The sequence below is a fragment of the Mycetocola zhujimingii genome, from assembly GCF_003065425.1.
Classification (GTDB): Bacteria; Actinomycetota; Actinomycetes; order Actinomycetales; family Microbacteriaceae; genus Mycetocola_A; species Mycetocola_A zhujimingii.
The window spans coordinates 1,594,753-1,611,297 of sequence record NZ_CP026949.1 but is presented as its reverse complement, the minus strand read 5'-3'; the positions used below and the strand labels follow the sequence as shown (position 1 = coordinate 1,611,297).

The following is a 16,545-nucleotide window of genomic DNA, read 5'->3' as shown; positions in this document are numbered from 1 at the left end:
AGAAAAACTGGCCGAGGGGAACCCAAGATTGACCCAAGGCAGGCAGCGTGTCAGTGCCTGTGCCAACGAAGGAGAAGGCTACGTGTCTACAGTTAATAGCTTCGGGGCGAAGAACACACTCACAGTCGGCGGTACCGACTACGAGATCTTCCGTCTCGACACCGTCCAGGGCTACGAGAAGCTGCCGTTCAGCCTCAAGGTCCTTCTGGAGAACCTGCTCCGCACCGAAGACGGAAAGAACGTCACGGCTGAGCAGATCCGCACTCTCGGTAGCTGGGACCCCTCGGCGGAGCCTGACACCGAGATCCAGTTCACGCCCGCCCGCGTCGTCATGCAGGACTTCACCGGTGTTCCGTGCATCGTCGACCTCGCCACCATGCGGGAGGCCGTCGCCGAACTCGGTGGCGACCCCACCAAGATCAACCCGCTTGCCCCCGCAGAACTCGTCATCGACCACTCGGTGATCGCCGACCTCTTCGGCACCGAAGACGCACTCGAGCGTAACGTCGAGATCGAGTACGAGCGCAACGGAGAGCGCTACCAGTTCCTCCGCTGGGGCCAGACCGCGTTCGAAGACTTCAAGGTCGTGCCGCCGGGAACCGGCATCGTGCACCAGGTCAACATCGAGTACCTCGCCCGCGTGACGTACACCCGCGAGGTCAACGGCGCGCTCCAGGCGTACCCCGACACCCTCGTCGGTACCGACTCTCACACCACGATGGTCAACGGACTCGGCGTACTGGGCTGGGGCGTCGGCGGAATCGAAGCCGAGGCAGCGATGCTCGGCCAGCCCGTCTCCATGCTCATCCCCAAGGTCGTCGGTTTCAAGCTCTCGGGCTCCATCCCCACCGGTGTCACGGCGACAGACGTCGTTCTCACCATTACCCAGCAGCTCCGCAAGCACGGCGTTGTCGGCAAGTTCGTCGAGTTCTACGGTGAGGGCGTTGCCGAGGTTCCCCTCGCCAACCGCGCCACCATCGGAAACATGAGCCCCGAGTTCGGTTCGACCGCCGCGATGTTCCCCATCGACGATGTCACCCTTGACTACCTGCGCCTCACCGGCCGCAGCGAAGAACAGGTCAAGCTCGTCGAGGAGTACTCGAAGGTCCAGGGCCTGTGGCACGACCCGTCGGTCGAGCCCTCCTTCAGCGAGTACCTCGAACTCGACCTGTCGACAGTGGTTCCGTCCATTGCCGGCCCCAAGCGTCCTCAGGACCGGATCGAGCTCACCGCAGCGAAGACCCAGTTCGAGGTCGACCTGAACAACTACGCGGACGTCGAGCATGACCTCGTCGACCTCGAGGTCAGCGAGTCGTTCCCCGCTTCGGACCCGCCCGCGAACACGCCGGAGAGCGAGCACAACAACCACGTTCACTCGCACACGAGCTCAGCGCCATCGACGGCGTCGAAGCCGACCAGCGTGACGCTCGACGACGGTTCCACGTTCACCCTCGACCACGGCGCCGTCACCATCGCCGCGATCACGTCGTGCACGAACACCTCCAACCCGTCGGTCATGCTCGCCGCCGGTCTGCTCGCCCGAAACGCAGCGAAGAAGGGCCTCACAGCAAAGCCGTGGGTCAAGACGACGCTTGCGCCTGGTTCCAAGGTCGTCACCGACTACTACGCCAAGGCGGGACTCACCGACGACCTCGAAGCCCTCGGCTTCTACACCGTCGGCTACGGCTGCACCACGTGTATCGGTAACTCCGGTCCGCTCGCTGAGGAAATCTCCGCAGCGATCAACGAGAGCGACCTCGCGGTCACCGCTGTTCTCTCGGGTAACCGCAACTTCGAGGGCCGGATCAACCCGGACGTGAAGATGAACTACCTGGCAAGCCCGCCCCTCGTGATCGCGTACGCCCTCGCCGGGTCGATGAACTTCGACTTCGAGACGGATGCCCTCGGCAAGGACACCGAAGGCAACGACGTGTTCCTCAAGGACATCTGGCCAGACTCCGCCGAGGTCCAGAAAACGATCGACAGCTCGATCGACACCGAGATGTTCACGCACGAGTACGCGTCGGTCTTCGAGGGTGACGAGCGCTGGCGTTCGCTTCCGACCCCTGCAGGAAGCACGTTCGACTGGAACCCAGAGTCGACCTACGTCCGGAAGCCCCCGTACTTCGACGGCATGACGATGGAGACCACTCCGGTCACCGACATCACCGGTGCCCGTGTGCTCGCCAAGCTTGGCGACTCGGTCACGACCGACCACATCAGCCCGGCCGGATCGATCAAGGCGGACAGCCCGGCTGGCCGTTACCTGACCGAGCACGGCATCTCGCGCAAGGACTTCAACTCGTACGGGTCACGGCGTGGAAACCACGAGGTGATGATTCGCGGTACCTTCGCGAACATCCGTCTGAAGAACCAGCTGCTCGACGGCGTCGAGGGTGGATACACCCGCGACTTCACGCAGGCAGACGCACCCGAGTCGTTCATCTACGACGCGTCGCAGCACTACCAGGAAGCCGGCATCCCGCTCGTCATCCTCGGTGGCAAGGAATACGGCTCCGGTTCGTCTCGCGACTGGGCTGCAAAGGGTACGAGCCTGCTCGGCGTCAAGGCAGTCATCACCGAGAGCTTCGAGCGTATTCACCGCTCGAATCTCATCGGCATGGGTGTTGTCCCGCTGCAGTTCCCGGTTGGCGAGAGCTGGGAAACCCTGGGCCTCGACGGCACCGAGTCGATCAGCATCATCGGTCTGGACGCGCTGAACAACGGCACGACCCCGAAGACGGTCCACGTCGTCGCCGAGCCGACCGAGCACTCGCCGGAAGGCAAGCAGCCGGTTGAGTTCGACGCTGTCGTCCGTATCGATACGCCGGGTGAAGCCGACTACTACCGCAACGGTGGAATCCTTCAGTACGTGCTGCGGAGCCTCGTCTAAGCACACAGATAGTCCCGTTCTCGACGCCGCCCCTGAGCGATTCCAACCGGAAACGCTCAGGGGCGGCGCGTAGAGTGGAACGGCCGGGCACACCTCCCGGTCAGGATGGTAATGAGGGAGTTCGAATGGGTCTTCTTGAGTCGATACGGGGTCCACGGGACCTTGATGCCCTCTCGAAGGATCAGCTGAACCAACTGGCTGCCGAGATCCGCACTTTTCTGGTGAGCGAAGTCTCCCGAACCGGCGGACACCTCGGCCCCAACCTTGGGGTCGTCGAACTGACGCTCGCAATACACCGCGTCTTCGATTCGCCGTCTGACGCCATTGTCTTTGACACGGGGCACCAGTCCTACGTGCACAAGCTGCTCACCGGACGTCAGGACTTCGAGAACCTGCGGGAACGCGGCGGACTCGCCGGGTATCCCCAGCGCAGTGAATCTCCGCACGACATCGTCGAAAGCTCCCACGCGTCGAGTTCCCTGAGCTGGGCAGACGGAATCTCCCGTGCATTCGAAATGACCGGGCAGACCGAGAGAAGCGTCGTCGCCGTTGTCGGTGACGGTGCGCTGACCGGCGGAATGACCTGGGAAGCGCTCAACAACATCAGCGACGACAACACCCGTCGCCTGGTCATCGTCGTCAACGACAACGGCCGGTCGTACGCCCCGACGATCGGCGGAATGGCGCGGTTCCTCAACACGGTGCGTACGCGGAGAACCTACAAGGATCTCTACATCACGAGCCAGCGCATGTTCGACCGGCTCGGCGGACCGGGTCGCGCGTTCTACCGGGGTGTCCGCGGTGGCACCCACGGATTCCTGAGCCGCTTCAGCAACAACGAGGCGCTGTATTCCAACCTCGACATCAAGTACATCGGTCCCGTCGACGGACACGACCTCAACGCGATGCAGGAAGCCCTCGAACAGGCCAAGAACTACGGCACCCCCGTGATCGTTCATGCGATCACCCAGAAGGGCAAGGGGTTTGCGCCCGCCGTCGATGACGAAGCGGACCAGTTCCATGCGGTCGGCAAAATCGATCCCCTCACCGGTGTATCGATGTCGTCGAGCAGTGCCGAGACCTGGACGGGCGTCTTCAGTGACACGCTTGTCGGTCTCGCCGAGCAGAACGACAGGATCGTCGGGGTGACCGCTGCAATGCTCCGACCGACCGGGCTGCACAAGCTCGCCGAGCGTTTTCCCGACCGGGTTCACGACGTCGGAATCGCCGAGCAGCACGCCGCAACGAGCGCCGCCGGCCTCGCGTTCGGTGGACTGCACCCCGTTGTGGCGATCTACGCGACCTTCATCAACCGTGCGTTCGACCAGATCCTCATGGACATCGCACTCCACAAGGCCGGGGTCACTTTTGTCCTCGACCGGGCAGGAGTGACCGGGCCTGACGGTCCGTCGCACCACGGTATCTGGGATCTCGCGATCCTCCAGCTGGTCCCAGGCATCCGTCTCGCAGCGCCGCGAGACGCCGAGCGGCTGCGTGAGGAACTGGCCGAGGCCATCGGAGTCGACGACGCACCGACGGTGATCAGGTTCCCGAAGGGCAGCGTGCAGGAGCCGATACCGGCGCTCCGCCGCACCGACGACAACGTCGACGTTCTCTACGAGAGCCACAAACCTGACGTCCTCATCGTCACGGTTGGCCCGATGGCAGAAATCGGACTCGACGTCGCACGTCGGCTCGAAGCACAGGGCATCGGCGCGACGGTGATCGACCCGCGCTGGGTCGTTCCGGTTCCGGCGAGTGTTATCGAGTTCGCGCGGGACCACCGCCTCGTCATCACGATCGAGGACGGAATCCGCGTCGGAGGAGTCGGCACGCGCATCCGACAGGACCTGCGGAGCGCCGGAGTCGACACCGCAGTCGACGAGCTCGGCCTGCCGGACACGTTCATCGACCATGCGACGCGCGAGCAGATCATGATCGACGCTGGTCTCACCGGCCAGCAGATCGCGCGGGACGTTGTCGCGCAGGTCCTCGGCAGTCGCATCCCTGTGGCGCGGCCCGAGCCGGAGTCCGGTGTCAGCGAGCCGTCCGAGCACTCGAGCGAACAAGCGTAGGCGCTCGCTCGTCCTCCCCGCGTGAGCGCTGCAGATCCTGCGTTGCGCTGCAGAAGCTTGTGCAGCGCCGGTCGAGTTTGTGCAGCGCTCGGGGGAGCGCGGGAGTGAACGGATGCCGGTTCTTCTGTGCGCGTGACGGCATCCGCTGCCAGCAGATCGGCTTCCAGCAGCAGCAGCGCGTGTTCCCGTGCGTGGGCATTGAGCGCTGCAGGTCCTGCGTTGCGCTACAGAAGCTTGTGTAGCGCCGGTCGAGTTTGTGCAGCGCTCGGGGCAAGGCGGGGCGAACGGATGCGCTAGAGGCGGGTGCACGAACGGTTCCCGTTGTTGGCACATCGGCTTCCAGTGCCGCGGCCGTGTGCCGGCACGAAAAACGCCCGGCCGCATGGCCGGGCGTTTTTCGTTGTCCCGATCGATCTAGCGGATGCCGCGAATCTCGGGATCGTGGAACGTGCCGCCGAAGACACGCTGGCTGGCACCGGTCCGGTCGAGGTACGGCGTGATGCCGCCCATCTGGAACGGCCAGCCCGCACCGAGAATCATGCAGAGATCGATGTCTTCCGGTCCTTCGACGACGTGGTCTTCGAGCATCCGGTGGATCTCGTCGGCCAGGCCGTCTTCGAGGCGCCGCAGGATCTCATCCGCCTGGAGGGGCTGTTTGCCTCCAGAGACGATCTTGAGGGCACCCTTGTCGAAGCCCTTGACCTTGCCCTTCGAGTCCTTCTCGAGCAGCGTGCCGTACTCGGCAAGCTTGTGAAGGTTCTCGCTCCGGTAGAACCGGTCGGGGAACGCCTCGTGGTGCGTGTCGAGCACGTGGGCGCCAACCTTGAGTCCGACGAGGTCGAGCAGCTGCGACGGCGGCATGGGCAGCCCCAGTGGAGCGAGTGCCTCATCAACCGTCGCGAAGCTGGTGCCGGAATCTACGGCGTACATGGCCTCACCGAGCACCTTCGCGAGCACGCGGTTCACGACGAACCCGGGGGTATCGCGCGTGATGACCGCGTTCTTGCGAAGCGCCTTCGCGGTCGCCATGGCCGTCGCGAGGGTCGCGTCCGTCGTTTTCGGGGTCTTGACGACCTCGATCAGGGGCATCACGGCCACGGGGTTGAAGAAGTGGAAGCCGACGAGGCGTTCGGGGTGCGCGAGCTTTGCACCAATCTGCTCGACAGACAGCGACGAGGTGTTGGTAGCGAGGATCGCGGTTTCCGAAATGTACTGCTCGACATCGGCAAACACGTCCTGCTTCACACCGAGCTCTTCGAAGACCGCTTCAATGACCCAGTCACAGTCGGCGAAGTCGCTCTTGTTCGTCGTTCCCGACACGAGAGCGTTGAGCCGGTTGGCCTCATCGGGGGAGATGCGGCCCTTGGCGAGAAGGGATGCTATTTCGCCGCGGATGTAATCGAGTCCCTTGTCGACCCGGCCCTGGTCGAGGTCGGTGATAACGACCGGGACCTGAAGACGCCGAACGAAGAGCAGGGCGAACTGGCTGGCCATGAGACCCGCACCGATGACGCCAACCTTGGTGACCTTCTGGGCCAGAGCCTTGTCTGGGGCACCGGCGGGACGCTTGGCGCGCTTCTGTACGAGGTTGAATGCGTAGTTGCTCGCCTGAAACTGGTCGCCGGTGGCGAGATCCGCGAGGGCCTCATCCTCGCGCGCGAACCCCTCGGCACGCGTTCCGCTCTTTGCTGCCTTGAGCAGGTCGAGCGCGACGTACGGGGACTGTGCGACAGTGCCGATCTTCGACTCGAGCATCTTCCTGGCGATGCCGACAGCCGCGTCCCACTTGACGAGCCGTTCAACCTTGCCCGGCTGGTTCTTCCTGGTTACCTTGACGGTGCCGTCGAGGACGCCGCCGGCCCAGCGCAGTGAGTCCTCGAGGAAGGTCGCGGCGGGGAAGATCGCGTCGGCGATACCGAGCTCGAAGGCATCCTGTGCCTTGAGCATGCGGTTCGTCTTCAGCGGGTTCTCGACGACGACCTTGAGCGCGTTCTCGATTCCGATGAGGTTCGGCAGCAGGTATGCGCCACCCCAGCCGGGGATGAGACCGAGGAACACCTCGGGGAGCGCGATGGCTGGTGCCGATGCGTCGACGGTGCGGTAATTCGCGTTGAGCCCGATTTCGAGGCCGCCGCCGAGAGCGAGTCCGTTGATGAACACGAACGACGGCACACCGAGCGCGTCGAGCTTGCCGAAGGTGAAGTGCCCGAGCTGGCCGAGGAGCAACGCGGACTCACGGGAGTCGACCTCGCTCACCTTGCTGAGGTCAGCGCCTGCGGCGAGGATGAACGGCTTGCCCGTGATCGCCACGGCGTGGATCTCACCGCGGCCGGCCCGCTCCTTCTGCTCGTCGAGGACCCTGCCGAGCTCCATGAGGGTGATCGGGCCGAGCGTGTTCGGGCGGGTGTGGTCGCGCCCGTTGTCCAGGGTGATCAGTGCGATCACCTTGCCGCCGGGGAGGGTGACGTTCTGGACGAAGGAGTGAGTTACGACCTCATCGGCACTCAGCGCGACGAGAGGGGAAAAGTCGATTGTGGAGTAATCGGTCATCGCGGTTACTTCTTTCCCTTCCAGTTCGGGTTTTCCCAGATGACGCTGCCGCCCTGGCCGAGTCCGACGCACATCGCCGTGAGGCCGTAACGCACATCGGGACGCTCGGCGAACTGCGCTGCCAGCTGGTTCATGAGTCGGACACCGGATGCCGCGAGCGGGTGGCCGACGGCGATAGCGCCGCCCCACTGGTTTACGCGGGGATCGTCGTCATCGATGCCGAAGTGGTCGAGAAGGGCGAGTACCTGGATGGCAAACGCCTCGTTGAGTTCGAACAGGCCGATGTCATCGATCGTCAGGCCGGCCTTCCTCAGCGCCTTCTCGGTGGACGGGACAGGACCAAGGCCCATGATCTCGGGCTCAACGCCGGCGAAGGCGAAGCTCACCATGCGCATCTTGGGCTTCAGGCGGAACTCCTTGACAGCGGAGCCACCGGCGAGCAAGCTCACCGTCGCGCCGTCGGTGAGCGGCGATGCGGTTCCTGCTGTGACGCGGCCGTGTGGGCGGAACGGCGTCTTGAGGTTGGCCAGTCCCTCCATGGTGGTCTCGGGTCGTGCTCCCTCATCGCGGGTCGCCAGGCCCCAGCCTGACTCGCTGCGAATGGCGACGGGAATGAGGTCAGGCTGGATCTTGCCGGCCTCATATGCGGCCTGGAGCTTGTGCTGGCTGCGCATGCCGAAACGATCGGCGCGCTCCTTGGTCAGGTGCGGGAAGCGGTCGTGGATTCGCTCGGCTGTCTTTCCCATGTCGAGTGCATCAGCCGAGACCAGCTTCTCGGTCATAAACCGGGGGTTCGGGTCGGCGTCAGCACCGAGCGGGTGCCTGCCCATGTGCTCGACTCCACCGGCGATGGCGAAATCGTATGCGCCGAAACCAATGGCGCTACCCACCTGGGTCACTGCCGTCATTGCGCCGGCACACATGCGGTCGATGGCGTAGCCGGGGACCGACTGCGGCAGCCCGGCGAGAAGTGCCGTCGTGCGTCCGAGCGTCAGGCCCTGGTCGCCCTGCTGGGTGGTCGCGGCAATGGCGACCTCATCGATTCGGTCTTTGGGAACATCGGGGTTGCGTTCGAGCAACCCGATCATCGCCTTGACGACCAGGTCGTCTGCACGGGTGTTCCAGTACATTCCTTTTTGTCCGGCGCGACCAAAGGGGGTCCGCACACCATCAACAAAAAAGACGTCAGCTATTTCGGCCACTTTGCCTCCCAATTTCGGATTCGGATTCGATCCTAGGAGCGGCGAAAATCTCCGCCGCATCCTTTGACCCTTCCTACGACTCGCTTTTCTGCGGTTCGGATGCCGTTTGGTTACCTTCTACAAAGGCGAGGGCGATCGTCTGTGCAGTAGCTTCAATTTGCCACTCGCGAGCACCGAGTTCACGGAGCGCATCGCCCACCGTCGCGGCGTCGAGCGGTACGGGGGGAGTCCACGCGAGGCGACGGAGCATCTCGGGGGTGAGGACGTTCTCCAGCGGAATCGAGAGCGATTCAGCGACGACGGCGAGCGCTGTTCGCGCGGCCTTGAGCCTCGCGTCAGCTTCAGGATTGCGTTCAGACCAGCTCCGGGCCGGAGGGAGGACATCGCTCGACGCCGGACGGAGCGGCGGGAGGTCATCGGTGGTGAGTCCCCGCTCGAGAGCCGCCCACCACACAGGAAGGTCGGTACGGCTCGCGCGGCCCTTGAAGTCGCGCATGGCGGCGAGCGCTGCGCTCGAGCGTGGCTGGGTCTTGACCACGGCGACGAGCGAGGCATCCGGGACCAGGCGGCCGGGGGCTACGTCCCGTTCCCGTGCGAGGGTGTCACGAGCCGTCCAGAGTTCACGTGCGACGGCGAGGTTCCTGGCGCCGCGCACGCCGTGAAGGCCGGACAACCGGCGCCAGGGATCCTGGCGAACGAGTTTGGGCTGGCGGAGCCTGGTCGCCTCGAACTCCTGAGCGGCGATTTCCTGCTTGCCTGACTCGGTGAGCAGGGCATCGAGCTTGTCGCGCACGTCGACGAGAAGTTCAACGTCGAGGGCTGCGTACTCGAGCCATGACTCGGGGAGCGGCCGTGTTGACCAGTCTGCGGCGGAGTGCTCCTTCGCGAGGTGGATGCCGAGAAGCTCTTCGACGACGGAGCCGAGACCAACGCGATCAAGACCGAGAAGCCGACTGGCAAGCTCGGTGTCGAAGATCCGGCTGGGGTCGAGACCGACCTCTCGGAGGCAGGCCAGATCCTGGCTTGCTGCGTGGATGATCCACTCTTCGTCGCGAATGGCGGCGTTGAGTGCGTCGAACCTGCCGATCGCCGGTGGGTCGAAGAGGAACACGCCGGCTCCGCGACGGAAGACCTGGATCAGGTACGCGCGCTGGGAGTAGCGGTATCCGCTCGCTCGCTCAGCATCGACAGCGATTGGTCCGTGACCCGCTTCGATCTTCGTGATTGCGTCGAGGTACTCGTCCTCGCTATCGATGACGTGACGGTCAGTCACGTGCCGTCCTGCGGCTAGACAACAGGGTTACACCTTCGGTTGTTGGCGGAAGCCCGGCGAGCATGCACAGCAGCTCGCCCCAGCCTTCCACGTGGGAGGACACATCGGCTTCGAGCGGCGTCCAGGACGCCCTCAACTCTATCTGGGCGCCGTCGGGCTGTGCCGCGAGTTCGCCGAACCCGGTCGACAGGATCTTTGTTGCCGTTCCCGACGCGGAGGCGTACTGGGCACCCCGGGCGTTGAGAGCGTCAACGAGCCACGACCACGCCACGTCGGCGAGGAAAGGGTCGAGACCGATCTCTGTTTCGAGTGGGGCCTGGGCGAAACATACGACCCTGAACGGTCCGCCCCACGCCTCCGGCTCTTCCGGGTCGTAGAGCAGGATGAACCGCCCGGTGCCGAGCTCGGAGTCCGCGCCGTGCCTGGTCGGGGTGACATCGGCTGCGAGCGCGACGGCGAATGGCGCCAGGTTGCCGGGGGCAGGAATTTCGTGAACGCTGAGTTCGGGGCGTGCCTGGGCGCCGCGCACCGATTCGAGTGCACGGGCGAAGGCCGCCGGAACGTCGGCGCCTGTGAGTCTGTCTGCCACGCTTGCAGACTAGAGTTACTTCCCAATGAATCGTCACAGCCACGCCGTCGAGCCGGTCACACGTCCGCGACGAGCGGCACTGAAAATCTCACTGACCATCGGCGGGTTCATCGCCACAGCCGCGACGGCATCCGTACTCCTGGTCTCCGCTGTTGCACGGCGCGTCGTGACACCGGCGACGAAGCGGGCGCAGGAGACGGTAGTTACATCACTCGACCCTCGCGCGGCGACGATCACCCTCGTCCGCAACCCGGATACCGAACTGCCCGGAAAATACGGCCTCTGGTTCGGTCCGGACGGACGCTACCTGAAGCTCGGCCCGATCCTGTCCCAGAATGCGTCCACCGTCACTCGCGCCCTGCTCAACGACAGAGACGAGCTCGACGGCCTGCCCTCGTCCGGGCCGGCGACCTTCAGCGGCTGGTTTTACTCGCGACCTGACGAACTCGGACTCCCGTGGAGCGAGGAAATCGTCCAGACCGAGGTTGGACCGGCACCCGCCTGGCTGTTTCCCGCCGAGCCTGAGTCCGAGCGCTGGGTCATCGCCGTGCACGGCAGGGGGACGACGCGCAGTGAATGCCTTCGCGCGGTGCCTGTGCTGCACGAGTCAGGGTGCACGGCTCTGCTCATCTCCTACCGCAACGACGGCGACGCGCCGCCGAGCAGCGACGGGCTCTACGGGCTCGGTGATACCGAATGGCAGGATGTCGAGGCCGCTCTCGAGTTCGCCGCGACGCACGGCGCGAAAACTGTCGTCCTCATGGGCTGGTCGATGGGCGGGGTGATCTCCCTTCAGGCAGCGCTCAGGGCCGAGCGAGCCGATCTCGTCTCCGGGCTGATCCTCGAGTCTGCGGTTGTCGACTGGGGCAGCGTGCTCGACTACCAGGCTGACGCCGGGCGCATCCCCATCGCGGTTCGGCGGGCGGCGATCGCGGCGATCAGCAATGGCTGGGGCCGGGCGCTGACCGGCCAGCACACCGCGGTGAACTTTCCGGCGCTCAACATGGTCGACAGGGCGGACGAGCTCACGATCCCGATGCTCGTCCTGCACAGCGACGACGACGGTTTCGTTCCTGCTGACGGTGCGCGCCGGCTCGCCGAGAAGCGTTCTGACCTCGCCACCTTTGTGCCGTTCTCCACTGCTCGGCACACGAAGCTCTGGAACTTCGACCCCGATCGGTGGAACCAGTCGATCAGGGAGTGGCTCGCCGAACACTGATGCGTGCCGCATGCTGACGCTCGCGGCAGGACAAGCCGATTCGTCCTAGGCGGCGACCCGCTCCGTCAACTGACGCTTGATGCGCCTGAGCATCCCGTTCATCCCGTTGAGGCGAAGCGGCGACACGATCCGGGTGAGGCCGAGCATCTGAGGGAAGTCGTCGGGAACCGCGAGGACCTCTTCCGGGCTCAGCCCGTCGATGGCCTGCGCAAGAATGCTCGCGAACCCGCGCGTCGTCGGTGACTCACGTGGGGCAGTCGCGTGCAGGTGGACGGCACCGTCAACGACGTCCACAAAGATGTAGACGGGGGACTGGCACTCGATAACGCGTTCGAGCAGGTCCTCGTGGTCGGCGTAGCGCGCAGGCAGCTCGGGGAGTTCCTGCGAGAACTCGAGGAGGAGCTGAAGGCGCGATTTCTCGTCGAGTTCGAGGAAGTCGTCGCGGATTTCGGCGAGCTGTGCGGGGAGCGTAATTTCGGTCATCGATTCAAGTCTGCCATCAGAGCCTGTCACCGGGCTCTGAACCGACGGCGATGGGAACACGGACGGCGCTGCCCCACTCGGTCCACGAACCGTCGTAGTTGCGAACGTCTGAGAAGCCGAGCAGGTGGTGCAGAACGAACCAGGTGTGGCTCGAGCGCTCACCGATCCGGCAGTACGCCACGACCGAGTCGCCATCAGCCAGGCCCGCGCCGTCCTTGTAGACGGCAGCCAACTCGGCGAGCGGCTTGAATGTGCCGTCCGGCGCCACCGCCTGGCCCCACGGCACGTTCTTCGCGGTCGGGATGTGGCCGGCCCTGAGAGCTCCCTCTTCCGGGTACGCGGGAGCGGTTGTGCGCTGGCCGCTGTACTCCTCCGGCGACCTGACGTCGATCAGGGGATTGCCGAGGTGGGCGAGGACGTCGTCCTTGTACGCGCGGATCACCGAATCGTCACGCTCGACGATCGGGTATTCGACGGGCTCCCTTGTCGTGGCATCCGTCGTGAATTCACGCCCCTCAGCGATCCATTTATCGCGCCCGCCGTCGAGGAGGCGAACGTCATCGTGCCCGAACAGGGTGAACACCCACAGTGTGTAGGCCGCCCACCAGTTGTTTTTGTCGCCGTAGATGACCACCGTGTCATCCCTGGCGATGCCCTTGGCAGACATCAGTTCGGCGAACGCTTCGCCGTTGATGTAGTCGCGCTGCACGGGGTCGTTGAGGTCTGTGTGCCAGTCGATCTTGACCGAGCCGGGAATGTGGCCGGTCTCGTACAGAAGCACGTCTTCATCTGATTCGACGACGACAAGTCCTGGCTGGCCGAGGCGTTCCTGGAGCCACTCGGTCGAGACCAGGCGTTCCGGGTGCGCGTATTCGGCGAACTTCTCGCTCGATGAGTCGCGTTCGACAGACATGGGCTACCTCCGGAGGTTGGATGCCGCGAGCGTTCCGTGGGCGGCACGCGGGGGATTAGGCTGGAAACTCCGCTTGATGAGCGGAATCACGCACGATTGCGGCTGAAGTCATACCCCGCCGTAAGACTTCGACACACGAGGTATTCTCCCATGACAAACCTTTCGTCCTCTGTTCGCGTCAGCATCGCGGATCGCAATCCCGAGACCACTGGGGCTGAGATCGCGGCGAGTCTGACGCCGCCGCCCCAGTTCGCGGATGCCAGCTTCGAGAGCTACCGCCCGGATCCCGCGTTCGCATCGCAGCAGGAAGCGGTCGACCTGCTCGGCGCGTTCGCCGGCAGTTGGGGTGCGGCCAAATCGTCCGGCGGGTTCTTCAGCCGAAAGAAGAAGACTGAGGACGTCAAGCCCGGCGTGTACCTCGACGGTGGGTTCGGCGTCGGTAAGACGCACCTCCTTGCTGCGCTCTGGCACGCGGCTCCCGGCCCGCGCAAGTATTTCGGCACGTTCATCGAGTACACGGCGCTTGTCGGTGCCCTTGGCTACGCCAATGCTGTGGAATCGCTTCGAGGCTCGACCCTCATCTGCATCGACGAGTTCGAACTCGACGACCCGGGCGACACGATGATGATGACGCGACTGCTCACCGAACTCGTCGCATCCGGAACGCGGATCGCCGCCACGTCGAACACTCCGCCTAATGCGCTTGGTGAGGGGCGCTTCGCCGCGGCTGACTTCCTGCGCGAGATCCACGCGATGTCCGGTCACTTCACTACCCTCAGGATCGACGGCGAGGACTACCGCAGGCGTTCCATCGAGGGTCACGCGGAAGCCGTCGGCAGCGACGAATATGAGGCGCGACTGACCGCAGCGCTTGAGTCCGGAAAGACTGTCTCAGACGACAGCTTCGACACGGTCATCGGTCATCTCGCCGGTGTGCACCCGTCGCGCTACATCAAGCTCATCGCCGGTCTCAACGAGATCGGGTTGCGGGACGTCCACGAACTCCAGTCGCAGACGGAGGCGCTCCGCCTTGTCGCCTTCATCGACAGGGTCTATGACGCACAGATCCCGATCCACGCGACGGGCGTTCCCCTCGACGAGGTATTCGGGGGAGACATGCTCTCCGGAGGCTACCGCAAGAAGTACCTGCGTTCGATGTCGCGGATGATCGCCCTGACGAGAGGTTCCTAGAGCCGCGTAACACGGGTTTTACACAGGCAGGACCTCCGTAACAGTCCCGAAACATCGAATGCACCGCGTCCGAAATCTCCGAAGCGCAAGCTGAACCCACACCGACAAGCGCCAAGCGCGTCAGTCTCGGTCAGCCCGATGCACTCGAGAGAACTAAGGACACGATATGGACACCGGCAGCATTGCCTGGGGGATCACCGCGACAGCACTTGTATTGGTGATGACCCCCGGCGTCGCATTCTTCTACGGCGGCCTCGTCAAAGCGAAGAGCGTCATCAGCATGATGATGATGAGCTTCGGGGCGCTCGGCCTGATCAGCGTGCTGTGGATCCTCTACGGATTCAACATGAGCGCTGTGGCGAACCCCACCGATTTTGCCGGCAACCCCTTCGCCGACTTCGGACTCACCGCCCTTGCACAGGGCGAGTCGGGCAACACTGACCTGGTCGGCGCCGCGTACGGTGCGACCTTTGCGATCATCACCATCGCGCTCATCTCCGGGGCCATTGCAGACCGCGCGAAATTCGGTGCCTGGATGATCTTCGCCGGGATCTTCGCGACCGTCGGGTACTTCCCGATCGCCGCGTGGGTATGGGGCGGCGGCTGGATCATGAACCTTGGAACGACGCTCTTCGGTGAAGACGCCGGTATTGGGGTCATCGACTACGCGGGTGGTACGGCGGTCCACATCAACGCCGGCGCTGCAGCGCTCGCCCTCGCACTCGTGCTCGGCAAGCGTGTCGGATTCCAGAAGGGAATCCAGAAGCCCCACAACGTTCCCCTCACCCTCCTCGGTGCATCGATCCTGTGGTTCGGCTGGTTCGGGTTCAACGCCGGCGCAGAGTGGCTGAACGGTCTCGAGAACGTCGGACTCATCGTGATCAACACGCTCGGTGCGACGGCAGCGGCCATCATCGGCTGGCTCATCGTCGAGAAGTTCAAGGACGGCAAGGCAACGAGCGTCGGAGCAGCGTCTGGTGCCGTCGCAGGTCTTGTTGCGATCACTCCGGCCTGCGCCAACCTGACCCCTGGCTGGGCACTTCTGCTCGGTGTCGTCACCGGTGCCGTGTGCGCCCTCGCCATCGAACTGAAGTTCAAGTTCGGGTTTGATGACTCGCTCGATGTTGTCGGCATCCACCTCGTCGGTGGTCTCGTAGGAACCCTGTACCTCGGTTTCTTCGCGACAGACACCGGCCTGTTCCTCGGCGGCGGCTTTGAGCAGCTGATCGTCCAGGCGATCGCAGCATTCGCGGTCCTCGCCTACTCGTTCATCGTTGCACTCGCGATCGGCTTCGCGATCCAGAAGACACTGGGCTTCCGGGTGAAGAACGAAGACGAGATCGCCGGCGTCGACACGAGCGTCCACGGCGAAGAGGGCTACGCCCTCGAAGTAGTCTGACTCTCTCAGCACTGACAACAGAACGGGGTGTCGCCGGCTGGCGGCATCCCGTTCTGCTGTGCTGCGTCATCGTGCTGCCTCGAATGTGCGGATGCATTGACGTGCGGATGATTAGGATGGTCGGTCGGTGGCGCTGGCAGGCGCTCGAAGGCATCGGGAAGAGGGCGGTATGAGTTCATTCGGGAGCGTTCTTCGCTCGCTGGTCGCCAGTGTGCGACGGCAAACCGCGACGTTGAGAGGGACCGATGCTCGATCCGCCCCTGTCGAGCGGGATCAGCGCGCCTCGGACGACCACGGCAGGCCCGCCGAGTTCGCCACGGTTGAGGTGGACCCCGCATCCATCGGACGGGTGCGTATGACGTATGTGCCGTCAACGGACGGGGATCCGGACCCCGGTGAGATCGTGTGGACGTGGGTGCCATACGAGGAACGCGACGGCAGGGGGAAGGACCGCCCGGTGCTGATCGTGGCCGAAGAGCCAGCCGGCACTCGCCTCGCTGTGCAGCTCACCTCCAAACCCCATGACGATTCGCGTGACTTCGTATCCATCGGGAGCGGGCCGTGGGACCAGCAGGGCCGACCCAGCTGGGTCAACGTCGGACGGGTGTTCCGCGTGCATCCGCTCGGAATGCGTCGTGAGGCATCCGCCATCGATAAGAGCTCCTATGTCGGCGTTGCAGCCGCCCTCAGGGACCGTTACGGCTGGCACTGAATCCACATCCTGCCTCACTACAATTTGTGCGTTAGCACTTTCGCCA

The 16,545-nt window shown here is 64.3% G+C and carries 12 protein-coding genes; 6 read left to right on the top strand and 6 right to left on the bottom strand.

The window, feature by feature from the left end:
* Positions 1–82: 82 nt before the first annotated feature.
* Positions 83–2,893 carry an aconitate hydratase AcnA gene (gene acnA / locus C3E77_RS07630; protein WP_108391085.1) on the top strand — a complete coding sequence of 937 codons (2,811 nt, stop codon included), beginning with the start codon at positions 83–85 and terminating at the stop codon, positions 2,891–2,893.
* Positions 2,894–3,018: 125 nt separating this feature from the next.
* Positions 3,019–4,968, top strand: coding sequence for a 1-deoxy-D-xylulose-5-phosphate synthase (gene dxs, locus C3E77_RS07625; RefSeq protein ID WP_108391084.1), 1,950 nt, complete (start codon positions 3,019–3,021; stop codon positions 4,966–4,968).
* A 414-nt stretch (positions 4,969–5,382) separates the two neighbouring features.
* On the opposite strand, the gene C3E77_RS07620 is transcribed toward dxs, so the two are convergent.
* From C3E77_RS07620 to C3E77_RS07605, 4 genes are all read right to left on the bottom strand, one after another.
* Entirely contained in the window at positions 5,383–7,518 is a 2,136-nt protein-coding gene (locus C3E77_RS07620) for a 3-hydroxyacyl-CoA dehydrogenase NAD-binding domain-containing protein (RefSeq protein ID WP_108391083.1), read from the bottom strand.
* A gap of 5 nt (positions 7,519–7,523) precedes the next feature.
* Positions 7,524–8,720 (bottom strand): thiolase family protein, encoded by a 1,197-nt coding sequence (locus C3E77_RS07615; RefSeq protein ID WP_108391082.1) that lies wholly within the window; start codon positions 8,718–8,720, stop codon positions 7,524–7,526.
* Positions 8,721–8,793: 73 nt separating this feature from the next.
* Positions 8,794–9,993, bottom strand: a complete 1,200-nt coding sequence (locus C3E77_RS07610) for an HRDC domain-containing protein (protein WP_108391081.1) — start codon at positions 9,991–9,993, stop codon at positions 8,794–8,796.
* Positions 9,986–10,582, bottom strand: a complete 597-nt coding sequence (locus tag C3E77_RS07605) for a DUF3000 domain-containing protein (protein WP_108391080.1) — start codon at positions 10,580–10,582, stop codon at positions 9,986–9,988. The genes C3E77_RS07610 and C3E77_RS07605 overlap by 8 nt, the downstream gene beginning before the upstream one ends.
* Before the next feature lie 25 nt (positions 10,583–10,607).
* On the opposite strand from C3E77_RS07605, the gene C3E77_RS07600 reads away from it, so the two are divergent.
* A complete protein-coding gene (locus C3E77_RS07600; RefSeq protein WP_108391079.1) occupies positions 10,608–11,801 on the top strand; it encodes an alpha/beta hydrolase family protein in 1,194 nt (397 codons plus the stop codon).
* Positions 11,802–11,846: 45 nt separating this feature from the next.
* Here the strand turns inward: C3E77_RS07600 and C3E77_RS07595 are convergent, their stop codons facing one another.
* Both C3E77_RS07595 and C3E77_RS07590 read right to left on the bottom strand, forming a co-directional pair.
* A complete protein-coding gene (locus C3E77_RS07595) occupies positions 11,847–12,284 on the bottom strand; it encodes a SufE family protein (RefSeq protein WP_108391078.1) in 438 nt (145 codons plus the stop codon).
* 16 nt (positions 12,285–12,300) lie between these two features.
* Positions 12,301–13,197, bottom strand: a complete 897-nt coding sequence (locus C3E77_RS07590) for a sulfurtransferase (protein WP_108391077.1) — start codon at positions 13,195–13,197, stop codon at positions 12,301–12,303.
* 150 nt (positions 13,198–13,347) lie between these two features.
* Between C3E77_RS07590 and zapE the strand changes: the two genes are divergently transcribed.
* The 3 genes from zapE to C3E77_RS07575 all read left to right on the top strand — a co-directional run bounded on the left by zapE (position 13,348) and on the right by C3E77_RS07575 (position 16,499).
* On the top strand, positions 13,348–14,388 hold the full coding sequence (gene zapE, locus C3E77_RS07585) for a cell division protein ZapE (RefSeq protein WP_108391076.1): 1,041 nt from the start codon (positions 13,348–13,350) through the stop codon (positions 14,386–14,388).
* 166 nt (positions 14,389–14,554) lie between these two features.
* Positions 14,555–15,787 (top strand): ammonium transporter, encoded by a 1,233-nt coding sequence (locus tag C3E77_RS07580; protein ID WP_108391075.1) that lies wholly within the window; start codon positions 14,555–14,557, stop codon positions 15,785–15,787.
* 169 nt (positions 15,788–15,956) lie between these two features.
* Positions 15,957–16,499: a type II toxin-antitoxin system PemK/MazF family toxin gene (locus C3E77_RS07575; RefSeq protein WP_108391074.1), complete on the top strand. Its 543-nt coding sequence runs from the start codon at positions 15,957–15,959 to the stop codon at positions 16,497–16,499.
* The last annotated feature ends 46 nt before the right edge of the window (positions 16,500–16,545 follow it).